Below are 25328 nucleotides of genomic sequence, written 5' to 3'. Positions count from 1 at the left end.
AAGCCAAGCTTATTTTGCAATATATGCCCATGCATTTTTACCAGAAGCCAATTGAATTTGAATTCGTTCGTAGGCCTCCCCTTCGTAAATATCTGCTTTTTGTAATTCTTGATGAGATAGCGTATAGACTTGCCCTTTAATACGATCTTCTTTTTGTCCGGTGTGATGCACGGTTGGATATAAGCCTGCTACTTTTGTATCCGAAAGAATATAAAGTGGTAATTCATCTTCAAAACCAGTTAAGGGTCTTGAAAAAACGCCTAATTGTACTTCTCTTTCTTGTAATGTACCATAGGTGAACATATAGTGTGTGGCAGTAGCACGCTGCACAAAATATTCATCTACAACCTCTAATTCAGTTTTAAAGGAAACCAATTTACCTGCAAAATTACGTTGAATACTTTCTATTAATTTAGGAGCGTCTTCCTCGTAATATCGTTCTAAAGTAGCTTTATCCTTTACAGTGTATTGAACCGAATAGGTGAAACCTCCCATGTCTTCTTCAATCAATACTTTTGTAAATTTTGCACTTAGAAACTTACCAGTAGATAGTACTTCTGGTATATGAATTTCTTTCATCCATTTTACCCAAGCATCATGGCTGGTTTCTTCAATATTGGTGGTTACGTTATAAATGTACATATGTTAAATTCAGATTCTTCCTTAAAATTACATGTTAGATACAAAGTTAATTGAACAGTGTCTTAAATATAATTGTGAGGATGTTTTTAATTAATTGAGTCGCCTCTTAATATTCTAAAGTTCTTTCGTGCTTGTGGAAAATAATAGCTGTCTTGATAATTGTAAATTATTTTTTCATACTGTTCTTTAGCTTTTGCGGTGTCTTTGTAAACTTTTCTGTAAAGCTCGCCCAATGCATAATACGCATCATCGGCCAAAATGCCATTACCATAAAAGGTGATTATTTTTTGATAATTCAACAGGGCTTCGTCGTATTTTTTTTGTGATTCATACAGTTCAGCCTGCTTAAGTAAGGCTTCGTCTTCAATTTTTTCGCCTTTATGGTTTTCAAGAATATCATTTAAGGCAGTTATGGCATCATCGGTTTTGTTTTGATAGGACAGAAAATCTGCTCGTGCATACTTCTTTAAAGCTGTTTGTGTAGAATCTTCTAAGGAATTATCTGAAATCAACAAGCTTAATTGCATAGCATCATTTGCAATCAATTGTGAAGTTGAACTTCTTAAAACCTTTAACTGTGTCAACGCCCAATCAAAATCACCCTTGTAAAAACTTGTTTGAGCAACCTTATACCGGGCATCTTGCCCTAGAACGTCATTTTTTAATTTTTGCTGTATCTGTGAGAAATAAATAAGAGCTTCATTGAATTTTTTATCATAGACCAATATATCACCCAAAGCTAATTTTAGATACGCAGTTCCACGGTCACTTAAAGGCAGTTCAAGACTATTTTTTAAAAGCTTTTCCGCTGGTTGTGGCTCATTTTTTTTAAACGTGAGAAAATTTGCGTAGGCTACTTGAAGTTGAAGTGTTTGTGACTTGTACCCGTAAATATCTATAAGTTGGTCATATTTTTTTTGAATTGATTCTAACTGACCTTTAGAGGCGTCTATTAACTCAATATCGAGTAGGTTTAATTCTGCATCTAATTTGGTAATCTCATTGTTGGTGTTATCGATGATATAGCTAAAAATCTCTTTAGCTGTTTCGTTATCTTCAGCTTCTAAAGTATTATCACCCAAATTTTCTAAACGCACTGTAGAACTACCGTTTATACGCTTGAATATGGCTTTTTCTTGCCTAAAGGCACTGCTGTATTGATTTTGTTGCACAAAAAGCCAACTAAGTAATTCGTTCCAAACAATATCCGGATTTTTCTGAGCTCGTTCAAGTAATACTTTCTTTAATAGAATATTATTGGTATCCTCAGGATTTTCTGAAACGAAATCATCGATACTCCTTAAAATGTTCGATTTTGAAGTTTTTCCGTCCATAACCAAATTCAGATACGAATTGTACATAGCTTCAATATTACCTTGTTCGCCATAAATACGTGCTAATTGAAAGTTGAAATCTAATGCTGGGTTAAGCTGCATTGATTTTTCAAAAGCGTTAATCGCCATATCTAATAAACTATATTTTTGAAACTGAAGACCGATGGCATATCCGTAATTCGGATTTTTAGGAATAATATCTAAGGCTTGATTATAATAGGTTTGTGCCATTTCTGGCTGCTCTTGAAGGGCGTGATTGTATCCTAAATCTATCAATAAAGTAGGGTAGGGGTTTCGGTCTTTTAAACGTTCCTTGAGAAATTCACCTGCATCTTCATAACGCTCTAATTGTTGGTAGCAGGCAACTAAATCTTGTGCATATTCTGTTCGACGCGGATTTTTCTCTACTAATTTTTCGTAGAAAACCACTGCCTTTTCAAAATCGCCGTCAGCAAAATATTGCTTTGCCAAAAAATTTTCTTGAGCCCAAGCAAAAGTGGCTAGTGACAAATACGAAATAAGGAAAATTAGAAAACGCATATTCAAAGATACGTAGAATGCTATAAGATGGTGTATAGGTGACGGTAACAACGCGTGCGTAAAAAAAATTATTTAGAAGAGAGTTGATTGTGAGAGCCATCGCAATTCGGCATTCGCTTAGAAAGTCCGCAAATACAATCGTTTAATCCTTTGCCTTCAAAAATTCGCTTCGTATTTTTTTCTATTCTTGATAGTCGCGTTGAAGACTGTTTTGCTTGAGAAAAATTCAGTAAATAACCTTTCTGTCGCCCAGGTGTTAGATTGTTGAAGGCAGTTTCAAGTTCAGGGTTTTCTTTAAATTTATCTCCTAGTTCTGACGGAAAATCAAAATCAGATACCTTTTTCATTGGTATTTTTTGACCAGATTTTTCATGCTCTATAGCTTCAAGTAAATAACTTTTAATTACAGCCTCTAATTGATTTATCTCTTCTAAATTTATAAATCTAATTTGTCGACCGGCCTGTACATTTTTCGTTTGTTGAATCAGTATTTTCTTTGGGTCTTTTAAAAGTGCTCCTTTATAAAATAGAAGGGCACTATATTCCTTAAAATCATGCATCAGTGCAATGTTTTTACCCTTATAAGTATAACAAGGATGCTTCCATTTAAAGTCTTCTACCAAGTCACAGTCAAGAATTATCTCTCGAAGCCTTATAAGCTCATCTTTCCATTGGGTAAGTCCATTAAGATAATCTGTAACTTTTTTATTCATGATAATCAGATATTCTATTTATAATCTTAAAAAAGTAGACTGTAAATCTACTTAATAGTTACTGAATTTCTAATTGCTTTAATTTAATGAGATACCACCTTTAACCCAATAATAGAGCCAATGAGGGTAGTGATAAAAAGTAGTCTAAGAAAAGTAGCAGGTTCTTTGAATACCACAATACCCAGTAACACTGTTCCAACAGCACCAATACCTGTCCACACGGCGTAAGCTGTTCCTATAGGTAGAGTTTGCGTTGCCTTTACTAAAAGGGCCATGCTAATACATAGTGCAACGAAAAAACCTACATACCATAAATACATTTCGTTTCCTGTAGTTTCTTTGGCCTTTCCCAAACAGAATGCAAAGACAACTTCGAATACCCCTGCAATAATTAAAACAATCCAATTCATGTTTTGGTTTTTATTTATTGTAGTGAATATTCATTTTCAAGTTGGTTTGTTTACAGGAAAATTGAGATTTTATTCGTTGCAAAAATAGGCGGATTAAAATTTTCGTTTTTGCTATTCTGAAATTTTTTCAATAGTGCCATTTATCGCACAAGATAACTTAACAGTATTATATATTGTACCGAACTTTTCAATGTTCTTTTTAAGTAATTCTATGTTTAAATTATTGTCTTTGCTATGCACTTTTAGCACATAGTTTATCTCGTCCATTCTGGCAGGTTTTTCTAAACGTGTTGCCTTTACCGAAATTTCAGCAGATATATAATCAAAATGCATTAGAATAGAGAAACGCTCAACATTTTTAAGAATACAAGACGAGAATGAACCTAAGAATAATTCTGCTGGGTTTGGAAGGCTATTATCTGTTTCTGGGGTAATTCCAAAATCAATTTTTGACTGCTTTATGGCTATTGTAGCATTTGTTTTTGAGGCTGAGTATGCTGTTGTAAAGTATTCCATATGCGAATTATGTTTTAAACTAACCTTTAAATTTAGGTAAATTCTTATAATAAACATGCTGTGTAAACCAGTTTACAGAGCGTGTTTATTGATTGTTCTTACAACTACCATTTCAAATTGGCAGTGCTAAAAGTTAAATTAGATCAAGATTAATCAATCATTTCAAAACCACAATATGGCACCAATACATCTGGTATTTTAATGCCTTCTGGAGTTTGATAATTTTCTAAAATACCTGCCAAAACACGAGGTAAAGCTAAAGAGCTACCGTTTAAGGTATGTGCTAATTGATTTTTACCATTCTCATCTTTATACCTCAATTTTAATCTATTGGCTTGGTAGGTTTCGAAATTCGAAACAGAACTAATTTCTAGCCAACGGTCTTGCGCTGTAGAAAACACTTCAAAATCAAAAGTAAGAGCGGCGGTAAACCCTAAATCACCACCACAAAGGCGAAGAATACGATACGGTAATTTTAATTCCCTTAAAATATTTTTGACATGTTCTACCATGCCATCTAATGCTTCATATGATTTTGTAGGATGCTCTACACGTACAATTTCAACCTTGTCAAACTGATGTAAACGGTTCAGACCACGCACATGCGCGCCATAACTACCTGCTTCTCTTCTAAAACAAGGTGTGTAGCCAGTATATGTAATTGGGAAATCGCTTTCATTAACGATTACATCCCTAAAAATATTGGTAATAGGAACTTCTGCTGTAGGTATTAAATACAGGTCGTCTGCAGTAACATGATACATTTGACCTTCTTTATCGGGTAATTGCCCTGTACCGTAGCCAGATAGTTCGTTTACTAAATGGGGCACTTGAATTTCAGTATATCCTGCTTCAGTATTTTTATCTAAAAAGTAAGCTATTAAGGCACGTTGTAAACGGGCTCCTTTTCCTTTATATACAGGAAAACCTGCTCCTGCAATTTTAACTCCTAATTCAAAATCTATGATGTCATACTTTTTTGCCAACTCCCAATGAGGTAGTGCTGTAGTATCTAAAGTTGGAATATCTCCTTCTTTAAATACCTCTTCATTATCTTCTTCACTACTACCTTTACGTACAGATGTATGCGGAGCATTCGGTATTTGATACAACAAGTTTTGAAGCTCTTCTGCAGCTGCATTCAAATCTTCACCCAATTGTTTTGATTCCTCTTTTAAATGGACTGTTTTCTCTTTTAATACATTGGCCTCTTGAGCCTTTCCTGTTTTGTACAATGCACCAATTTCTTTGGAAAGGGAATTAGATTCAGCCAAGACATTATCCAATTGAGTTTGGGTTGTACGTCTTTTTTCATCCAATTGAAGAACATTATCTAAGAGGGTTTGAGCGTCAATATTTCTTTTTCCAAGGGCAAGGATAATTTCTTTCTTATTTTCCCGGATGGTCTGTAATTGTAACATTTTTGGCTGTATTTGACTACAAATTTACGTTAATCTTAGTTTTAAATTAGATACTTTTAAGGTCTAATCATCGAATAAAATGACTTTTGAACATTTTGCATTAAATGTGGTTGATATTAACGGGGTCGTTAATTGGTATTGTACCCATTTAGGGCTAACTATAGCAAACCAGCAGAAGGTATCTCCATTCATGACTTTTTTGGCCGATAGTACGGATCGCGTCGTTATTGAATTTTATAAACGAGAAGATGAATTAGCCGAAGATTTTAGTAATAGGCATCCTTTAACGTTTCATGTAGCTTTTATTTCTGAAAATGCACAAGAAGATAAGCAACGATTACTAAAGGCTGGAGCTAGTTTTTTTGAAGAAATTTTTAAGGAAGATGGTAGTCATCTGGTAATGTTACGAGATCCTTGGGGGATGCCGCTTCAACTTTGCCAGCGAACTGTTAAGTTCTAAAAAGCTACTTGAGTTCCTTAAAGTTCGAAGGCAGTATCCAATTATGGTGTTTTAATGGTTTCCAAGGTTCTGCCGCCAAGTCGGTGGTTGAATCTAAAAAGGGCATATAAGGTTTTCCGTTGATGCTGATTTGAGAATCTTCTAGATACACGGCAACGTCCATATTCTTATTTTCAAAATCCATTTTTAAATATTGGGCGAATTGCCATGCAAAATCTGGGTATGCAAACACTTTTCGTTCTTGGCTTGTCGTAAGGTAGTTTTTGGGGATTATCTTAATTAGTTGCCCGGTATTTTTGTCAACTATCTTAAAATTGCCTTTGCCAACTCTGCTGCGCAACATCATTCGCCAGCTCATACGATGACCTTCTTCTGTCCATAGAATATTATCTTCAATAACATAATGCCTAACGGGTAATAATAACTGAACAATAAAGTATATCCACATTAGTAATAGTAGGTTGTTTTTGTAATTTGGAACTACAATTTTATTAAAGCTGGTAAACGGTTCTTTTGATTTGAAGAATATACTGCGAATGGTTTCTGGTCCAAAAAAGAACACACTGAATGCTAGTGCCAAATAAGGAAATATGCCTATCTGAAATATGAAGGAATTGAATAAATGAAAAAATATGGATATTAGAAAGGCAGCTTTGCGAGTGGGTTTCCAAAGCAGAGCTGGAATAATTAGTAGGTCGAAAAGAATACCTGCCGTTCCAATAATGGTATGTACCCAAGGTTGTTGCAAAACTTCGCCGATTAACCAGTAATTTCTTCTTGGGTGCATTAATACTTCAATCATACTGAAATCTAACCAGTCTATGTATATTTTGGCAAAAGATGCGTATACGTAAACTATAAAGAGTTGAAGCACGATGGTCCATTTCACATAGCTATACATGTAGTTGGTCTCTAGCTTTGGGTTCAGTTTTACATCAATTGATTTTGCTTTTTCCGCTGGAAAAAAGCACATCAATAAAGAAATTAAAATAAGTAGATAATAGTGATTGTTATAGGCGGTCTTTTGCATTAAATAAGTTGCTGTCCATAGTAGGGTAAACGTAATTATGCTCACCCTATATTTAAAACCAAAAGCTATACATAGACCCAAAAGGCCCATAAGACTAAAATAGAAATACATGCTCGGACCAGGTAATGGGTGTAGCCAGTCAAAATCTATAAAAGGAAAATTATATTTAGGGTCTATTAGATTTCGTCTTACCCATCCTGTAGCGATTGCTCCAAAACATTCAAGAGATATTAAAATACCGAAGAATATGCGAAAAATGATTAGTGAGCTATTATCTACCTTTTGAAATAATAACTTGTTAAACATTTTATCGCAGAATATATTGAAGAGATTTTTCTTTGTCTTTCGCTAATTGGTCTTTTAAACCATCTATCGATTCAAATTTGTGTTCGTCACGTAAACGCGCTAAAATATCTACCTGTATCTTTTTATTATAAAGGTCGGCATCAAAGTCGAAAAAATTGATTTCTATAGATTTTTCTGTACCATTTACTGTTGGGTTGAAGCCTATATTCATCATGCCATAAACCGTGGCTCCATCTAGCTCACTTTTTACTATATATGCACCGTTTTTAGGTATTAGCTTATAACTCTCAGCTATAGATAGGTTTGCAGTTGGGTAGCCCAATTGCTTACCAATTCCTTTTCCTCTGACTATAGTGCCTGTAAGCATATATTCATAGCCTAAGTAACTGTTTGCTGTAACTATATCTCCATCCTCTAAGGCTTTTCTGATTTTTGTTGAGCTTACCGATACATCATCAATTTCTTGCGCAGGTATTTCATCTACGGTGAAATCTAACGCATTTCCGAAAGCTATTAGGTCTGTAATATTGGCATTTCTATTACGACCAAACCTATGATCGTAGCCGATAATGACTTTTTTAATGTTCAATGTATTTACTAGAATGTCGCGAACGAATTCTGTAGCGGTAAGTCTAGAAAACTCTATGGTAAACGGATGAATAATTAAAATATCTAATCCAAGTCGTTCTAAGATACTGACCTTTTCGTCTATTGTATTCAATAGTTTAATATCGGTATCTTTCTGTAAAACCATTCTCGGATGAGGAAAAAAGGTAAGTACTGATGATTTCAATTCCGTGCTCTTGGCATGGTTTATGATTTTGTTCAGTATTTTTAGGTGACCTATATGCACCCCATCAAAAGTGCCAATAGTAATGACTGTGGGATATTCTTCTTTGTATTTGGAAATGTTGCGGACTGTAATCACCTATGATAGAAAATAAAAAGACTTATATTTGATTTGAGATAAAAGCCCCTTAATGATTGTAAAATTACGCCTAGTTTTTTCAATTACCATACTATTTCTTTCCTTTTACGGGGTAGCTCAATCTACATATTGGAAAAATACGGAATTAACTGCACTCGCTAAACAATTTTCTAAACAACGTATAAAAGTTGATAGAGGAATCGCTTTTAGCTTGAATCAGAATCAATTTTTATATGCTCTATCTGCAAAAGAGAGTTTTAGAATTATTTATTTTCCTGATGAAAAGGGCAATCTTGTTCCTTTTAAAGTAGAAGAGGCAAAATTATTCTCGACTAAGCTTGCAGAAAAATATCCTAGTATAAAATCATATAAAGGTACTGCGTTGCATGATGCAACATTGCAGGTTCGCTTTAGTGTTTCTCCGAAAGGTATACAAAGTATGATAAGTACTCCTGGGGAAAATGGAGCGCTATTCATGCAAAAATCAGTTGACGATACGTATGTTTTATATCGAAGGACAGATCAAGAAGAGCGAGATATCGATTTTATATGTCGTACGATGCCTAAAATGATGGACTATTCTCAGACTATAACGGCAAAATTAGTAGATGATCAAACTCTCAGAACTTTTAGGGTCGCAATTTCTGCTTCTGGCGAATATACCCAATTTCATGGCGGTACAAAGGCAGATGCACTTTCGGCAATCAATGCAACCTTGACAAGAATAAATGCAATTTTTGAACGTGATTTGGCAATTACCCTTGAATTAATCGATAATACTGATTTAGTAATATATACTGATCCTGAGACTGATCCCTATACCGGAAGTTTAAGTGCTCAAGTTCAAAGTACCCTTACCAATATTATAGGTGAGGCTAATTATGATATAGGACATCTTTTTAATCAACAGGATAATACTTTAGATGGTAATTCTGGCTTTATAGGTGCGGTTTGTACAGATAATAGAAAGGGTAGTGGCTATACTACGTTGTCATCACCCACAGGTGATGCTTTTGATATTGATTTGGTAGCACATGAAATGGGGCATCAATTTGGGGCAAACCATTCTTTTTCACATATTTCTGAAGGTACCACAGTACAGGTTGAACCAGCTAGTGGTACTACAATTATGGGTTACGCTGGTATTACAGGCAGCAATAACGTAGCAACGAATAGTAATGATTATTTTCATTATGTGAGTGTCGTACAAATAAGAGATTATCTGCAAACGGTTTCTTGTGGACAAACTCAGGTATTGACCAATTCACCACCAACGTTACTTCCTTTGTCTAACTATAGCATACCTAAAGGAACACCCTTCGTATTAACAGGTGTGGCAAATGATGTTGATGCTTCAAATATACTAAGTTATACTTGGGAGCAGATAGATAATGGGGTCGTTACCCAAGCAACTTTCGGACCCAATAATCCGGCAGGGGCCAATTTTAGGTCATTACCTCCTAGTACTTTACCGGATCGTTATTTTCCGAATTTGAATCTAATTTTGAGTGGGCAATTGACACAAACAACGCCTACAGTGGGAGAAGCTTGGGAAACACTTTCGAATATTGGTCGTGAATTTAATTTTTCGTTGATGGTGCGCGACAATGCTTTAAACGGTGGCCAATCAATTTCAGATGAGTTACGGGTGTCCGTAATAAATGAAGCAGGGCCATTTTTAGTAACCTCACAAATTACAGAACTTTCCTTTGAAGCAGGTTCGGTACAAACGATTTCTTGGGATGTAGCCAATACCAATATTGCACCCATTAGTGCTGAAACGGTATCAGTATTTTTGTCTACAGACGGCGGTTTTACCTATCCTATAACATTACTTGAAAACACTATAAATGATGGAAATCAAAGTGTTATTATCCCAAATATTTCGGCCAGTGCAGGTCGTATTATGGTAAAAGCTGATAATAATATCTTCTTTGCTGTTAACGCTGCTGATTTTTCTATAACACCGTCAGAAATCGTATTGAATTTTGAGCAGGTGGTATATGATGTGTGCAAGCCAAACGATATTAGTGTTCCTTTTACATATGAGATGGGCTTAGGCTTTAATGAGGAGAGTACGTTCAGTGCTATTGGAACGCCCGCAGGCTTAACGGCGCAGTTTACTCCTGTATCTGCTGATGCTACTAATACACCTGTTATTATTGATTTTGTAGGTATTTCGAATTTAGCTGTTGGTACATACCCTATACGAGTTTTGGCAACTTCTGCGACGGTTACTAAAGAGGTTATTCTACAGTTAAGAGTATACGATGATAATTTTGAAGCGGTGCAATTATTGGCTCCTGAAGACGGTTTTGTAGATGCTTCAAAGGATATTATTTTACAATGGAATGCGGAAATGGGCAACACATTGTATGATGTGGAAATTTCGACTGATGCTGGTTTTTCAAATATTATAGAATTTGCTACTGTGAGTACAGCTACCTATTCCCCGGTACAAATAGATAATAATAGTCAGTATTTCTGGAGGGTAAAACCGAAAAATGATTGCGGAGAGGGAGTTTTCAGTACAGTATTTAGCTTTTCTACCATACAGTTTAATTGCACGACAAAAGATGATATAGCATTGCCTATTTCTATTTCAAGCAGTGGTACACCGGTAATCAGTTCTAAAATTGTATTCTATGAAGACTTGCCTGTGGCCGATATGAATGTTGTAATAGACCTTGATCATACTTTTTTGGCAGATTTGGTCATTAGTCTAACATCACCAGCGGGTACTGTAGTTACTTTGGTTTCTAGTTCTTGTGGTGAAGCACGAAATATAAATGCCACTTTTGATGATGATAGTCCATCGTTCAATTGCTCGATTGACCCAGGTATTAGTGGTATGGTAAAACCGTTAGGCAGTCTAAGTGCTTTTAATGGAGAATCTATACTTGGAGAATGGGTTTTAGAAGTTCGAGATAACGCACCTTCAGATGGTGGTAGCTTAAAAGTCTTTGCTCTTGAAGTTTGTGTAGAAGGTGATTTTAGGCCAGATGATGATAACGATGGAGTTTTTGATGACGGAGATGACCTTTGTCTTGGTACGCCAGATGGTTTAGAGGTAAATGCCTCAGGATGCTCAGTTTACCGCTTTCCGGCTGAAAATTTCACCGTAAGTTTGGTAAGTGAAACATGTAGTGAGAATAATGATGGTTCATTATCTGTAATTCCTAAACTTGCCCTTGATTATCAGATAAGAGTATTAGGGAATGGACTTGATTTAACTCAGAATTTTTCGAATTCCTTTAATTTGGCAAATTTAAGTTCTGGAACGTATTCGCTTTGTATTACTGCAACAGACGGAAGCATTTCTTACAATGAATACTGCTTAGAGATTCAAATAACAGAACCTGAGCCGCTAAGCGTCACATCTAAAATGGCTTTAGATGGCACGCAGATTACCCTTGAGTTGGAAGGCTCTTCTTTCTATACCATAGAGTTAAACGGAATTTCTATACAGACCGAGGCTTCAAGTGTGGTTTTAGATTTAGGAAAAGGATGGAATACATTAAAGGTGTTTACCGATATTCCTTGCCAAGGAATTTATGAAGAGCAAGTAAGCTTTTTTGAGAAACCAATAATTTTCCCAAACCCTGTAATAGATTTTGTTCAAGTTTATTTGGGCAATACCGAAGAAGATATAAATGTGAGTATTTTTAGTGCTGATGGAAGATTGATTTCCAGTTCTAGTGAATATGTACAACAAGGTGTAATAGAGTTGAATTTAAGTTCATTGTCTACCGGTATCTATTACCTGAAATATGAAGGTAAGACGATAAAAGGAACCTCTAAAGTAATTAAAGAATGATGCGGTTTTTGTTTTTAGGTATATGTATGATGATGGCTTTTACGGGTTGTAAAAAGAAGCGTACGCCTTCCCCGCCAGAAGCTGTGCAATTGGTATTTCCAGAACAAAATTCTGAATGCACTACTGGTCTTAGCTTAGGACAAGAAACGAGTCAGGTAGAATTTAGGTGGTCTACAGCAGATAATACTGAAACATATGAATTAAGAGTAACCAATACTTCTACAGGTACTGTGCAGACTATTGCATCATCTAGTAATTCAGCAAAATTACCATTAGCAAAAGGCGAGCAATTTTCTTGGATAGTGCGCTCAAAAAATAATCAGGTAGACCAAACGGTATCAAGTGAGGTGTGGAATTTCTATAACTCTGGTTCAAGAACTACGTTTGCACCTTTTCCTGCAACGAATGTGAGTCCAGCGTCTTCAGAAAATGTATTTAAAGATATTAACAACGAAGTTACCTTGTCTTGGACAGCATCAGATTTAGATAATGATATTGTTAGTTACGAAGTTTATTTTTCGGTAGAGGCAATTCCGGTCGACTTAATTCGAACACTTCAGCCTACAGTTAATAGTATAAAGGTTTCAGTCACGGCAGATACTGTTTATTATTGGAGTATAATTGTAATCGATGCTGAAGGCAATAAATCTAATTCAGGAATTTATAATTTTAGAGTACTATAGTTTACGTGTTATTATATTGATTCATAGTGCGAGCAATACCCGCTAGTACAAATGAATTGATTATTTCGGTTGATTTTTTTAATCGCTCTGGTAACAATGCTTTTTCTTCGTCGTCCCATTGTCCTAATACGTATTCTACTTGTCTGCCTTTGCCAAAATCTGCACCTACACCAAAACGATATCGGTTGTAGAGAATAGTTTGTAGAAATAACTCTATATCCTTTAAGCCGTTATGGCCGCCATTACTTCCTTTTGTTTTAATACGTATAGTACCAAAAGGTAAATTGATGTCATCTGTAATAACAAGAACATTGCTTTGTGGAATATTTTCTTTATCCATCCAATACTTCAATGCTTTGCCGCTACGGTTCATATATGTTGACGGTTTTAAGCAAATTATGGTTCTGCCCTTGATTTTATATGATCCTATATCACCAAGTTTTGCTGTTTCAAAAGTAAAGTCGTTTGCTTGTGCCACTTCATCCAATACCTTAAAACCAATATTGTGACGGGTCTCCGCATATTCATCGCCTATATTACCAAGGCCAACAATTAAATATTTCTTCATGGGGTCTTTCTCGTCTTGAATTATGCCGTGTTTTGTAAATAATGATTTGAAAAAACCGAACATAGCTTGTTAGAATTATGGGGTAAAAATACAAAAGCATCCCGATACACGTATCGAGATGCTTATTAGTAAATCTTAAAAAAAGAGGTCTATTCTTGAGCAGTTTCTTCTGCTGCACCTTCAGCACCTTCTTCTCCTTCTTCATCTTCATCATCAAGAACAACCGCGGTACGAGCAGTTTTAACTTGTACAACAACAGTAGTATCAGGATGTAGAATGCTGAAATCATCATTTAACAATGAACCAACAGATATGTTTTGACCGATTTTCAATTTAGAAATATCGATATCAAAGAAATCTGGTAATTTGTCTGGTAATGCTTTAATAGCCAGTTTACGTTTTCTAAATAATAAACGTCCACCATTACGAACACCTGGAGAATTTCCTTCTAAACGAACAGGAATGTCCATAGTAACCATTTTATCATCGAACAATTGATAAAAATCAATGTGTATGATGGCATCAGTTACAGGGTGAAACTGAATATCTTGCATAACCGCTCTAACAGAAGCTCCACCATCCAATTCAATTGCAACTGTATGTGCATTTGGAGTGTAAACCAAGTCTCTGAACGCTAGTTCATCTGCTGAAAAGTGTAATGGTTTATCCCCTCCGTATACTACGCAAGGAACCTTTCCAGCATTACGTAGGGCTTTCGTTGCCTTTTTGCCCACGCTTTCTCTTTCTGATCCTTTAATTGTAATTGACTTCATTATATGTATTAAAAATTAATATTCTACTTTAAATTTTTCTTCTGATCTACATTAAGAACTTAGAAGAAATAGAGTTATTGTTGTGAACCTTGTCCATAACATCTGCAAATAGATTCGCACAACTTAATACTCTTACTTTATCACTTTTTATTTCTACTGGAATAGAATCGGTGATAATTAATTCTGTTAGTTTCGATTTCTCGATTTTCTCATAGGCATCACCTGACAGTAAGCCATGTGTTGTAATAGCTCTTACGCTAATAGCACCACGCTCCATCATTAAATCTGCTGCTTTCGTCAAAGTACCTGCTGTATCGACCATATCATCAACGAGAACAACATTTTTCCCCTGTACGTCACCAATCAATTCCATGTGAGAAATAACATTTGCTTTTGCTCTTTGTTTGTAACAAACAACTACATCAGAATCTAATGCTTTAGAATAGGCGTATGCTCTTTTAGAACCTCCCATATCTGGTGAGGCTATAGTAAGGTCTTTTAATCCAAGATTTTTCAAATATGGTAAAAACAGGGTAGATGCGAAAAGATGGTCTACAGGCTTTTCGAAAAAGCCTTGTATTTGATCAGCATGCAAATCCATGGTAATAATTCTAGTAGCTCCTGCTGTTTCTAGCATTTTCGCAACAAGTTTCGCTGCTATTGGCACTCTAGGTTTGTCTTTTCTATCTTGTCTTGCCCAGCCGAAATAAGGCATTACTGCAGTAATGTGACGTGCAGATGCTCTTTTTGCAGCATCAATCATTAGCAACATCTCCATTAAATTTTCTGAGCCTGGGTGTGTAGAACCTATAATAAAGATTCGTGTACCTCGGATAGATTCTTCAAATGAAGGCTGAAATTCCCCATCGCTATAACGGGAAAAAATCACATTGCCCAGCTCCATTCCATATGCCTTAGCGATTTTTTCGCCTAAGATTTTACTTTGGGTGCAAGCAAATATTTTCGGTTGTGGAACTTGGTATGGCATGTCTTTAATTGTTGTTTCCCAAATAGTTGCTTCGATAAATTGTTGAAGTTCTAATTTTAAGGAGGTGCAAATTTAAAAATTAAATTTGGTTGCTAACGCATAAATCTTGATATTTTTGGTGATAGAAAGAAAATAATTATTTAGTTTTGCAGTCCTATTTTTATGGGATGTCGTTTCTTAACGGCAATTATGCTCGAGTGGCGGAACTGGTAGACGCGCTGGATTCAAAATCCAGTTCTTCGGAGTGCGGGTTCGATTCCCGCCTCGAGTACAGAGTAGAACCCTAACAATCTAAATTTTAGAATGTTAGGGTTTTTTTTGTTTTTTAATTATTTTGTTGAAAACATTTAAGACAAGATGTATATGCGCCTATGGCATTGATACTAGGCCAATTTAATAGAGGAATATCTTCTTCAACCAGAAAATTAGAGATTCTTGCGATGATTACGCCTGTATTTGCTGAAGCAAATAAATATTCGTCACCTTTTATCACAATTATCAGTTTTTAGATTAAAACCTTATTTTAATTATGGTTTTTGAGAAGTAATAAACTTATTGAAATTTTTTAATTACAATAAGTTTAATTTAGAGCAAACATGCTTTCGGGTAGTCAATTAAAAAGATAATATTATCGTATGTTTTTTTTTCAACTATTTTTAAGGAACTTTTTTCATACCAAGCGTAAAAAGAAATTAATATCAATGCAATAAAAGTACGATCTCTATGACCGAAAATGAAGTAGCATCACCTAGTTCTATTTTGAAAGAAGCAGTTCATGATTTAATGAACGATTTAACCCATTATAATGGTATTTTGCTTGAAAATAGGTCTCAAAGGGAACTAATAGAGGTTATTAATAAAAAATTCATTGAAATTTGTAAGCACTACCAGTCTATTGGACAGAATGAACTTGAACTGCTTGAAAGAGAAGCATATGAAATAGGTGAGGTGGCGTATTTAATGCATTATCGATTACCTAATTTTTTTAAAGATATCATGTTTATTCATCGAGATGTGCTTTTACAATTACAAATAGCTAAGCATAAACACTTAGAGGGCGTTGTTTCTAAAAAGGCCCTTGAAAACCATAGTGTCTCATCACAAAATATACTTTTTGAAGCCGTAGAGTTTTTTATTAAAAAATTTAAGGAAGAAGAAATTTTAACAGAAAGGTTAAGCCAGAGAAAAAAGGGAATCGATTCAAAAGTGAGGCATCACCAAAATCCATGGAACACCTACACAAAACAGTTTGAGATAATATTGGGTCAATTGGATAATATAAATAATAATGATTCAATTGTCGACCAGTCAATACGTGTTTTCCAAGAGCTATCAAATAATACAAATGAGATAACAGCCATGTCTGTTACTGAGTCTGAAGCTATTATAAAAGAACTTAAGTTAAGTATTTCTAATATTGAAAAAATAGTAGGTAAGGAAGATATTAGCCATATTATACATGCTCTTGAAAAAATAGAAACTAGTATCGACACGCCAAAAAACTATCAAGAAAGTTTTACGCAGTCTATTGCCTTTACATCTAATAACTTGTCAAGAACCAATATTCCTGTAGCTACAGAAGGTGGTTTACTTCTAGAAAAAAGAGTGGATTTTGGAAAATCGGCTAAAAAATGGTTGGATTTTAATATTCTGCCAGAAGTAATAGCCCTTTGGGATTATAAATCTGATTTAATCGCGTTTGCGAAACACAGTATACTTAACTTAAAAGGGAGCCTGGTTGTTGCTAAAAATCAAGAAAGTATCTCTGGTTCAACTATAGATTCACAGTCATTTAAAAGTATCGAAGAGACTTTTGATGCGAATTTAAAAGCGCAGAGAAAACTATCTAATACTATTTCGAATAAGTTGAAAACGGAGTTTTTAGCAACATCTATTTATCATCAAGAGGAGTTTTTAGAGGTTTCACTACAGAGTTCCCTTACTCAGTATACCTCTGAGACCAACGATCGTTTCACTAATTGGATGGGACGCTTAAAAGGATTTTTCGGCAATGTTAATACCGCTTATGATAAAGTTGTATCTGTAAAAACTAGCGATGTGCTTGATACCGCTACAGAATGTATCGCACATAGAATGTTCAAAGAGGAGAATGCACAATATGATATGCTTTTTTTGAACAAAAGTTTTTTGGGTGACCATTTTTTGACGGATAGAACGAATGAGGAAATAATATTTGATAAGTGTCTTGCTCATTGGGATCAAGGTTTTCATAAATCTATTTTAATTGTAGGGGATGACCATAGCGGTAAATCAACTTTCATAAATAAGGCGGTTAAAAATAGATTAAGAAAAGAGGTGGTAGTGCTAGCTCCTGACAGTACTATTTCCTTTCAGGGAAGAAAATTTAAAACCACAAAAAACCTCAATGAAGCTTTACAAGAAATTAAAAAATCAAGATTCAATTCAAAACCTATTGTAATAATTGATGACTTGGAATTTTGGCAAGATAAAGCACATAGTTTTTTAGATAATGTAAGGGCAACCCTAAAGTTTATTGAATCTGAATCTGATGATATTTTGTTGATAATTTCGGTCTCTAAACTAATGCAGCTGCATTTAGACCATCGTATATCTTTTTCCAATTCCTTTTCTACATATATAGATGTATCAATAAGTTCAACTACTGAGGTATTTAATGCAGTAAGACTAAGGCATGGTGCTTCACATAGAAAGTTAGTAGATGATAATGATGAGCTTCTTTCACCTCGTCAATTCGAAAGGCTGGTTCATAGACTCTGTAAGAAATTCGATAATAACTTAGGTGAAGTTTTACAAGCATGGACTTACGGTACCAATCTAACCACAGATAATAAAGTAGTTTACGTAGAAAGTACGCATTACTTGCCAGATTTTTTCACTAACGAAGAAGCCATACTACTTAAGTATGTTTTATTATATTTCATAATAGATGAGCTTACTATAAAGGCATTTCTTGGCAAACGATATGACGATGGTTATGAATCAGGATTAAAGCGTTTGGCTAATACGAAGGTTTTAGTGCGTAATGAAAAAGGGTATTTATCCCTTAATACTGTAGTCTCACACGAAGTCCGAAAAAGTTTAATATATAGAGGAATTTTAAAATAAATGGAAACAATAGAATCTTTCAATACGTGGAAAGGCTTGTTTTACTTAACAACAGGGCTATTTATACTCTATTGGTTAATAAAAACGCTTCAAGTAGTGATACAGCAATTTTCGCGAAAAAATCTGTTCACAAAAAGAGGCTTAAACCTTTTGCAAAATATTCTTTCAGTATATAAACCAGTGGCATTTCTGCTAATTATATTAGACTTTATTGCCATAAATTATGTGGTTCATGGTCTTTTTTTAGTCATTATAGGGGCTTTGGCTTATATGCCAATACGTAATTATATCAGCGGACTTTTATTAAACATGAATCCTTTGGTTACACAGGGGTCAATGATAACTATTGATAATTTCAAAGGAGAGATTAAACAACTGCTGCCCCAAGGTATGGTAATAAGTACCGAGTCTGGCCAAAGCTTTTTAGAATATGTGGCGATAGACAAATATGGTTTCTCTATAACTTCTAAAGATACAGGTATATATAGACATACGCTTTATCTCAATACAGAATTAACCAAAGAACAACTACTAGATTTTCTTTTTGCAAATCCGATATTGAATTTTCAAGAACCGCCATCGGTACGGGAAAGTGAGATACAAAATGTTCTAAAATTACAGTACACCTTAGAAGAAGGTGCGAATGATGAGGACTTTATGGCATTCTTGGCCGAAAATAAAATAAGCACAACCTTAACTCAAAACAACAAAGCATAATGGACATATTATCTTCTTATAATCTCATTATCGAGGTATCTATCATTATTATATTATCATTTTTATTCAATAGAATCTCTAGTAAGACCAATATACCAGCGGTATTAATGCTGATAATTCTAGGTGTTGCTATTCAATATGGTTTAAAATATGCAAATGTCGGTGATATAGACTTTTTTCCCATTCTAGAAGTATTGGGTATTGTAGGTCTAATTATGATTGTGCTTGAAGCAGCATTAGAGTTAGAACTGAAGAAAGAAAAACTGATGCCCATCTTAAAATCGTTGGTTATAGGTCTATTTGGCTTAGTAGCATCCGCATGGATCGCAGCATTAATTTTATATCAATTTATACCAGAAATGAGCATGCAGTCTGCATGGTTATACGCAACGCCGCTGTCTATTCTATCAAGTGCCATTATAATACCGAGTGTTACCGGGTTAAAAGAGCATAAAAAAGAGTTTCATGTGTATGAAAGTACATTTTCAGATATTTTGGGGATTATGATGTTCTATTTTTTAACTGGTGGCTTAAACCCAGAAGAAGATGCAGGCGTAGTTGGGTTCTTTGGTAATTTAATACTTACGGTTGTAATTGCCCTTGTAGCTAGTTATGCCATTATCCTTATTTTTCAAAATATCAAAAGCCATATTAAGCTATTCTTGCTGATTGCCGTGTTATTGTTGTTATATGGTCTTGGAAAAAAAATGCACCTATCCTCATTAATAATCATATTGATATTTGGCTTGGTCATTGCAAACATGAAGTTGTTCTTCAAAGGCAAATTGTCAAAGTATCTCAAGTTTAAACAAGCGCATCATATTTATCATGAGCTTCATACGATAACGGGTGAAACAGCTTTCGTTGTGCGTACTTTTTTCTTTGTAATATTCGGACTGAGCATTGCCATTACGTCTATATTTAATTTGAATGTGGCACTTATAAGCTCGCTTATCATTCTCTCTATATACGCTATTCGATTTGTGCTATTGTTCATTTTTGTTGGTAAGGATATATTACCTCAATTGTTTATAGCACCAAGGGGATTGATTACGGTGTTGTTATTTTACGCGATACCGGTAGAAGCACAAGTGGCTACTTTTGACCAGGGTATTCTTCTTTTTGTAATTATAGGCACTAGTTTGATAATGACCTTCGCCATGATTTATGACAAGCGTAGGGCAGGCACGGCAATCAACGCCGCAAATAGTAAAAAGGTAGGAACCGCAAAATGGAAAGCACCCACAATTAGCGAGTAAAAGTAAATAGCGGACTATAGTAACCGTAACAACAGTAGGTTATGGGATACTCGATATACCTACAGGTAAAGGAACTTCTGAGATGACTAAAATTTAAGTGCAAGAAAATACCTTTAAGCCTTATGTTTGCCATAAATGTGGTGCTGACAATCACCCAGTTAGTGCAAAATACTGTCATGGTTATCGAGAAGAACGGCTTAATTAAAATCTAAAAATAATAGCATCATTCCATTTTCTTAAAGAGATGTACATATTTATAACCGCTAAAAATTTAGTTTTAAAAGTGGCTTTTGAATATATGAGTATATAAATATAAACACTCATAATAAAGATTATCTTGGCGATTACTAGTCCTAAAAGTTAAGGGATAATAAAGTTAACTTGATTTTCGACCTTTAGGCTTGTTCTGAAGTATTTTGATTAAATTATTTTTTCAAATTTCAAGTGTCGAAATTCTAACTTTTAATTCAAATTAATAACCTAAATAAAGCAAAAAAGTAATATGAAGATTGTAGTTCTATCACAAAATCCAAACTTATATTCTACCAAGAGATTAGTTGAAGCCGGAGAGAAAAAGGGTCACGAAATGGTAGTTGTAGATCATACCAAATGTAATTTGGTTATTGAAAAGAAAAAACCAAGTATTATTTATAAAGGGCAAGAAATTACTGATGTAGACGGTGTTATACCTAGAATTGGGGCTTCTGTGACTTTTTTCGGTACAGCTGTTGTAAGGCAGTTCGAAATGATGAAGGTTTTTACCGCAACTGAATCTCAAGCATTGGTTAGATCTAGAGATAAACTAAGAAGTCTACAGATTTTGTCTAGAGCGGGCTTAGGGCTACCAAAAACTGTTTTTAGTAATTACTCAAAAGATGTAAGTCAAATTGTTGAACGTGTAGGCGGGGCTCCCTTAGTTATTAAACTTTTGGAAGGAACTCAAGGTTTAGGAGTGGTGTTGGCAGATAATCAAAATTCAGCAGAGTCTATTTTAGAAGCATTTAATGGGCTACAAGCTCGTGTAATCGTACAAGAATTTATAAAGGAAGCCAAAGGTGCAGATATAAGAGTATTTATAGTTGACGGTGTAGTAGTAGGTGCTATGAAGAGACAAGGAAAAGAAGGTGAGTTTAGGTCAAATCTTCATAGAGGTGGTAGTGCGAATATCATAGAATTAACTGATGAAGAAGAAAATGCGGCACTTAAGGCAGCTCGGGCTATGGGCTTAGGAATCGCAGGGGTAGATTTGCTACAGTCAGCCCGTGGTCCTCTAATATTAGAGGTGAATTCTTCACCAGGCTTAGAAGGCATTGAAAATGCAACTGGCAAAAACATTGCAAATCATATTATTAGATATGTTGAAAGAAATGCCGAATAACAATATTGGAATAAGTGGTAATTAAAAGAAAAGGGATACTGTTAAATTTAGATTATTCAAAATTGCATACTAGAACTATAATATAGGCGTAATTTGATGGTAGAATTATATGTCCAATATATTGAAAACATGTGTGTTAAAACATTTTTAAATTTTAATTTCCGTGTTAAAATTTAATATACTTTCGCACACTTTTTACCAGCAAAGAAAACTATGTAAAAGTGGTAAATTGAATATAATATGGATCAGTATATTATCTACTTAGGTTTTTTTATAGCAGCCTATGCTGTTATTGCGAATGATGTAATTCAGACATTGGGCACATTTATCGCTTCGAACTCGGGTGTAAAATGGTGGTTACTTTGGGCATTTGCGGGGTCAATATTGACATTGACTTTAGTATACGGCTGGTATGTAAATGTAGGTGATGTATCGTATGGGAGGTTGTCAGGTATTCCATTACCTGACTCTATGCCATGGTGGTACCTACTTGCACCTATTTCATTATTGGTAATTACACGTTTTGGAATTCCTGCAAGTACCACATTTATGATTTTGAGTGTTTTTTCTTCTAGTCAGTTGATAGAAAAAATGATTTTAAAGTCTGTCTTGGGTTATTCCTTGGCCTTCGTTTCTGCCTTCGTTCTATATTTATTAATAACCAAAAAATTTGAATCTCCAGCCTCTATACGATTGATGGATAAAAAGAAGCAAAAGCCATATTGGTTGGTTGCTCAATGGTTTTCTACAGGGTTTTTATGGTCACAATGGCTTATACAAGATTTCGCCAATATTTATGTTTTTTTACCTAGAAGCCTTTCGGTGTACGAGCTTATTGTTTCTTTAGGTTTGATTTTGTTGATTATGGCCTATATTTTTAACGTAAAAGGAGGCAAAATACAAAGCATCGTAAATCAAAAGTCGAACACTCAACATATACGCTCAGCTACTATAATTGACGCGTGTTATGGTCTATTGTTGTTATTTTTTACGACAATCAATACAATACCAATGAGCACAACTTGGGCATTTATAGGTATTTTGGCAGGAAGGGAAATAGCAATTAGCTATCGTCTTAAAAAAGACGAGCTTAATAAAACATACCGTATCATCGTCAAAGACTTTGCTAAAGTAAATATCGGGCTATTTGTAAGTATTTTAATAGCCTATTTTATTCAGTTTCTAAAAGGGTAGGCTACAATTGTAAATATATCAGATTTGTTCTTTAACAATTGGGTATGCTTATGAGTTATGAGATTGTATTACTTAACACTAATCAATACAGCTTCACAACTTTGAAGGTCTGAGTTAAGAACAATATTCTCAGATTTTTTACCATCTGATATTTCAATTGACACGGTGTTAGGTGGGGAGTCTCCTAAATTGTGTGCATAAAGAAATAGGTCGTTAGATTTTTTAGGGTCCAATTTTACGTTAAATTCTTTTTTCCAATACGTTAAATAATATTTGGAAACAACTGACACGCCATTAAGGTATATAGAAACAATATCACCATCTTGTCTCCCATGATCCCAAATCTTTATAGTTATATTTTCTGAATCGAATTGTAATTCCTTGGTGTATGAAATTTTTCTACCCTCAAAAATTTCTCTTAAGACCGGTTTCTTTTCAGTTTGGGTTACTTCGGTATTTTTAGTAGCAATTGCTTTTTTAGGTTTTGATTTTTTCTGACTTGGAACTGAACTGATGTTTGCTAATTGTTGTTTTTTCTTTCGCTCATCAGATGCCGCATTGGTTATGGTAAAGAAGGGAGTCACTCTTTTGGCTATCTTAAATTTATTGTCTGGAAATAATTCTATGGCAACAACTTGATATCGACTGCCTGAGCCAATATTCTTAGCAAGCTCAATGCCTTCTTCAAAACCATCATTTTTAAAAGTCCCTAATTCTTGAACTACCATTTCATTTCGTACCAGAAAAAAACGGATAGTTTTACTTGTGTCAATATTTATGGTGTTCCATTCTAAAGTAATTTTATCAGGAATGTTCCAATTTGTACCTGTATCGGGTTTGGTAAGGTTAATTACAGAATTTTCACTATCCAGATTACCTTGTCCAAATGAAGTTGCTGTAAACAGGCTTAAAAGACATAAAATTAAAAAAGGGCTTTGACGCATATATAAAGTCTTGTTTCAAAGATAGTATTTAACCTTAATATGTTACCGTGCTTTAGTAGATTGCAATTTACTTGGTATTTATTAATAGAAACTATAATCAGATTATATTATTTACTTAGCTTTATTCTGTATGAAATTGTTCACTATGATATTATATTTAAATAGATTTTCAAGAAAAATTAGCTTTTACTTTTTAGGATTATTAATAGTAATTTCTGCAATTTCCTGTAAGGATAAAATGGGTTCTACAGGAAAAATGTCACACGATATAGTACAAGATTCTTTGTTGGATTATAAAACCTATCAACCAAAAAGCATTGATATTACAATCTCGAGATCAGCATACAAGAATAAATTATATGGTTTTTGGTTGGGCCAATGTATTGCCAATTGGACAGGTTTGATTACCGAAATGGATAAAATTGGAATTCCCAATAGTGAGGGTAAAGGAGAAGGTTTTTATACTCGTGATAACTGGGGTAAACCCGATGAACCTAATTTATGGGGCTCAAATAACTATTCTAAGACAATTGATTTTTTATTCGCTGATCAAGACAGTATTTGGGGGGCAGATGATGATACTGATATTGAATATATGTACCAGCAGTTGCTCTATGAAAATAAGACATCAATCTTAACGGGTGAAATGATTAGGACCGGATGGTTAAAGCATATTAAAAAAGAAGAAGAAAATTATTTATGGGTTTCAAATCAGCAAGCGCTTGATTTAATGGAGGAAGGTATGCTACCGCCAGAAACAGGATTACCTGAGAATAACCAGTATTATGAAATGATTGATGCTCAACTGACTACCGAAATATTTGGTTTTTTCGCTCCTACGCGCTCAGATGTAGCACTGAAAATGGCGCATTTGCCCATACAAACCGTTGCTAGAGAAAACGCAGAGTGGATTTCTAATTTTAATGTAGTTATGTATGCTTTGGCTCCTTTGGCAGATGATGATAAATCTATTAAAGCGAATTTAAATTGGATGGCTGCAGAAGCCCGTAAGCAATTACCCAATGATTCATACTCAGCTAAAATGTTCGATTTTGTAAGAGGGGAATATGAATCTGGAGTTACATGGGAAGAAGCTAGAGATGCTTTACATGAGAAATATCAAATTCGTCAAGAAGATGGGTATTTATGGGCTACTAAAGATGAGACTTGTAATGGTTGTTTTGCGGCAGGTATTAATTTTGGGGCAAGTATTGTTAGCTTATTATATGGTGAGGGCGATATAAAGGAAACTATTAAAATTGGAACTTTATGTGGATGGGATTCTGATAACCCTACCGCAACATGGGGTGGATTATTGGGTTTTATGTTAGGTAAAGAAGGGGTTGAAAAGGCTTTTAATAGAAAATTTGCTGATAAGTTTAATATTCATCGCACAAGAATCGGGTTTCCAAACGACGGTATTGATGATTTTGACCATATGGCTACAAAAGGAATTTATATCATTGACAGGGTAGTGCAAGAAGAACTTGATGGTGGGGTGGATTTAAATAATGATGTTTGGTACATACCTCAAAAAAACTGACTTCGCTATTAAAATATAATAATGTTAATATTAGGAATAAATCCTAATTATTGGAA

At 34.6% G+C, this 25328-nt stretch carries 21 protein-coding genes and 1 tRNA gene; 10 read left to right on the top strand and 12 right to left on the bottom strand.

Going from position 1 to position 25328, the window contains the following annotated elements; genetic code table 11:
* Positions 1–9 precede the first annotated feature (9 nt).
* The 6 genes from B5X55_RS19205 to serS all read right to left on the bottom strand — a co-directional run bounded on the left by B5X55_RS19205 (position 10) and on the right by serS (position 5576).
* On the bottom strand, positions 10–642 hold the full coding sequence (locus B5X55_RS19205) for a DUF4286 family protein (protein ID WP_079511854.1): 633 nt from the start codon (positions 640–642) through the stop codon (positions 10–12).
* Between the two features lie 86 nt (positions 643–728).
* Entirely contained in the window at positions 729–2516 is a 1788-nt protein-coding gene (locus tag B5X55_RS06795; RefSeq protein ID WP_079511853.1) for a tetratricopeptide repeat protein, read from the bottom strand.
* Positions 2517–2584: 68 nt separating this feature from the next.
* The gene (locus tag B5X55_RS06790; protein ID WP_079511852.1) at positions 2585–3229 is read right to left on the bottom strand and encodes a DUF1801 domain-containing protein; all 645 of its coding nucleotides are present in this window, start codon (positions 3227–3229) and stop codon (positions 2585–2587) included.
* An 83-nt stretch (positions 3230–3312) separates the two neighbouring features.
* Positions 3313–3639 (bottom strand): DMT family transporter, encoded by a 327-nt coding sequence (locus B5X55_RS06785; protein WP_079511851.1) that lies wholly within the window; start codon positions 3637–3639, stop codon positions 3313–3315.
* 111 nt (positions 3640–3750) lie between these two features.
* Positions 3751–4155 (bottom strand): OsmC family protein, encoded by a 405-nt coding sequence (locus tag B5X55_RS06780; RefSeq protein ID WP_079511850.1) that lies wholly within the window; start codon positions 4153–4155, stop codon positions 3751–3753.
* Positions 4156–4304: 149 nt separating this feature from the next.
* Entirely contained in the window at positions 4305–5576 is a 1272-nt protein-coding gene (gene serS, locus B5X55_RS06775; RefSeq protein WP_079511849.1) for a serine--tRNA ligase, read from the bottom strand.
* Between the two features lie 79 nt (positions 5577–5655).
* On the opposite strand from serS, the gene B5X55_RS06770 reads away from it, so the two are divergent.
* Entirely contained in the window at positions 5656–6036 is a 381-nt protein-coding gene (locus B5X55_RS06770; protein ID WP_079511848.1) for a VOC family protein, read from the top strand.
* Between the two features lie 4 nt (positions 6037–6040).
* Here B5X55_RS06770 and B5X55_RS06765 read toward each other — a convergent pair whose 3' ends face one another.
* Positions 6041–7372: an HTTM domain-containing protein gene (locus B5X55_RS06765; protein ID WP_079511847.1), complete on the bottom strand. Its 1332-nt coding sequence runs from the start codon at positions 7370–7372 to the stop codon at positions 6041–6043.
* Between the two features lies 1 nt (position 7373).
* Entirely contained in the window at positions 7374–8300 is a 927-nt protein-coding gene (locus B5X55_RS06760; RefSeq protein ID WP_079511846.1) for a bifunctional riboflavin kinase/FAD synthetase, read from the bottom strand.
* A gap of 52 nt (positions 8301–8352) precedes the next feature.
* On the opposite strand from B5X55_RS06760, the gene B5X55_RS06755 reads away from it, so the two are divergent.
* Together B5X55_RS06755 and B5X55_RS06750 are read left to right on the top strand one after the other, a co-directional pair.
* Positions 8353–12117, top strand: coding sequence for a zinc-dependent metalloprotease (locus B5X55_RS06755; RefSeq protein ID WP_079511845.1), 3765 nt, complete (start codon positions 8353–8355; stop codon positions 12115–12117).
* Positions 12114–12800 carry a hypothetical protein gene (locus tag B5X55_RS06750; RefSeq protein WP_079511844.1) on the top strand — a complete coding sequence of 229 codons (687 nt, stop codon included), beginning with the start codon at positions 12114–12116 and terminating at the stop codon, positions 12798–12800. The genes B5X55_RS06755 and B5X55_RS06750 overlap by 4 nt, the downstream gene beginning before the upstream one ends.
* A 1-nt stretch (position 12801) precedes the next feature.
* On the opposite strand, the gene pth is transcribed toward B5X55_RS06750, so the two are convergent.
* From pth to B5X55_RS06735, 3 genes are all read right to left on the bottom strand, one after another.
* Positions 12802–13431 (bottom strand): aminoacyl-tRNA hydrolase, encoded by a 630-nt coding sequence (gene pth, locus B5X55_RS06745; protein ID WP_079511843.1) that lies wholly within the window; start codon positions 13429–13431, stop codon positions 12802–12804.
* A gap of 86 nt (positions 13432–13517) precedes the next feature.
* Positions 13518–14141: a 50S ribosomal protein L25/general stress protein Ctc gene (locus B5X55_RS06740; RefSeq protein WP_079511842.1), complete on the bottom strand. Its 624-nt coding sequence runs from the start codon at positions 14139–14141 to the stop codon at positions 13518–13520.
* A 46-nt stretch (positions 14142–14187) separates the two neighbouring features.
* Positions 14188–15129 (bottom strand): ribose-phosphate pyrophosphokinase, encoded by a 942-nt coding sequence (locus tag B5X55_RS06735; protein ID WP_079511841.1) that lies wholly within the window; start codon positions 15127–15129, stop codon positions 14188–14190.
* A gap of 191 nt (positions 15130–15320) precedes the next feature.
* On the opposite strand from B5X55_RS06735, the gene B5X55_RS06730 reads away from it, so the two are divergent.
* From B5X55_RS06730 to B5X55_RS06705, 6 genes are all read left to right on the top strand, one after another.
* Positions 15321–15400 (top strand) — tRNA-Leu (locus B5X55_RS06730).
* Between the two features lie 452 nt (positions 15401–15852).
* Positions 15853–18237 carry a P-loop NTPase family protein gene (locus tag B5X55_RS06725; RefSeq protein WP_079511840.1) on the top strand — a complete coding sequence of 795 codons (2385 nt, stop codon included), beginning with the start codon at positions 15853–15855 and terminating at the stop codon, positions 18235–18237.
* Positions 18238–18954: a hypothetical protein gene (locus tag B5X55_RS06720; RefSeq protein ID WP_079511839.1), complete on the top strand. Its 717-nt coding sequence runs from the start codon at positions 18238–18240 to the stop codon at positions 18952–18954. It abuts the gene before it with no gap.
* Positions 18954–20213: a cation:proton antiporter domain-containing protein gene (locus B5X55_RS06715; RefSeq protein ID WP_079511838.1), complete on the top strand. Its 1260-nt coding sequence runs from the start codon at positions 18954–18956 to the stop codon at positions 20211–20213. Before B5X55_RS06720 ends, B5X55_RS06715 begins: the two co-directional genes overlap by 1 nt.
* A gap of 502 nt (positions 20214–20715) precedes the next feature.
* Positions 20716–21591 (top strand): 30S ribosomal protein S6--L-glutamate ligase, encoded by an 876-nt coding sequence (rimK, locus tag B5X55_RS06710; protein WP_079511837.1) that lies wholly within the window; start codon positions 20716–20718, stop codon positions 21589–21591.
* A gap of 240 nt (positions 21592–21831) precedes the next feature.
* Entirely contained in the window at positions 21832–22785 is a 954-nt protein-coding gene (locus B5X55_RS06705) for a hypothetical protein (protein ID WP_079511836.1), read from the top strand.
* A 68-nt stretch (positions 22786–22853) separates the two neighbouring features.
* Here B5X55_RS06705 and B5X55_RS06700 read toward each other — a convergent pair whose 3' ends face one another.
* Positions 22854–23729, bottom strand: a complete 876-nt coding sequence (locus B5X55_RS06700; RefSeq protein ID WP_079511835.1) for a hypothetical protein — start codon at positions 23727–23729, stop codon at positions 22854–22856.
* A 145-nt stretch (positions 23730–23874) separates the two neighbouring features.
* On the opposite strand from B5X55_RS06700, the gene B5X55_RS06695 reads away from it, so the two are divergent.
* Positions 23875–25272, top strand: a complete 1398-nt coding sequence (locus B5X55_RS06695) for an ADP-ribosylglycohydrolase family protein (protein ID WP_079511834.1) — start codon at positions 23875–23877, stop codon at positions 25270–25272.
* Positions 25273–25328: the final 56 nt, after the last annotated feature.

The organism is Maribacter arcticus (assembly GCF_900167935.1).
Classification (GTDB): domain Bacteria; phylum Bacteroidota; class Bacteroidia; order Flavobacteriales; family Flavobacteriaceae; genus Maribacter; species Maribacter arcticus.
This window is presented reverse-complemented; position numbering and strand designations above follow the sequence as displayed.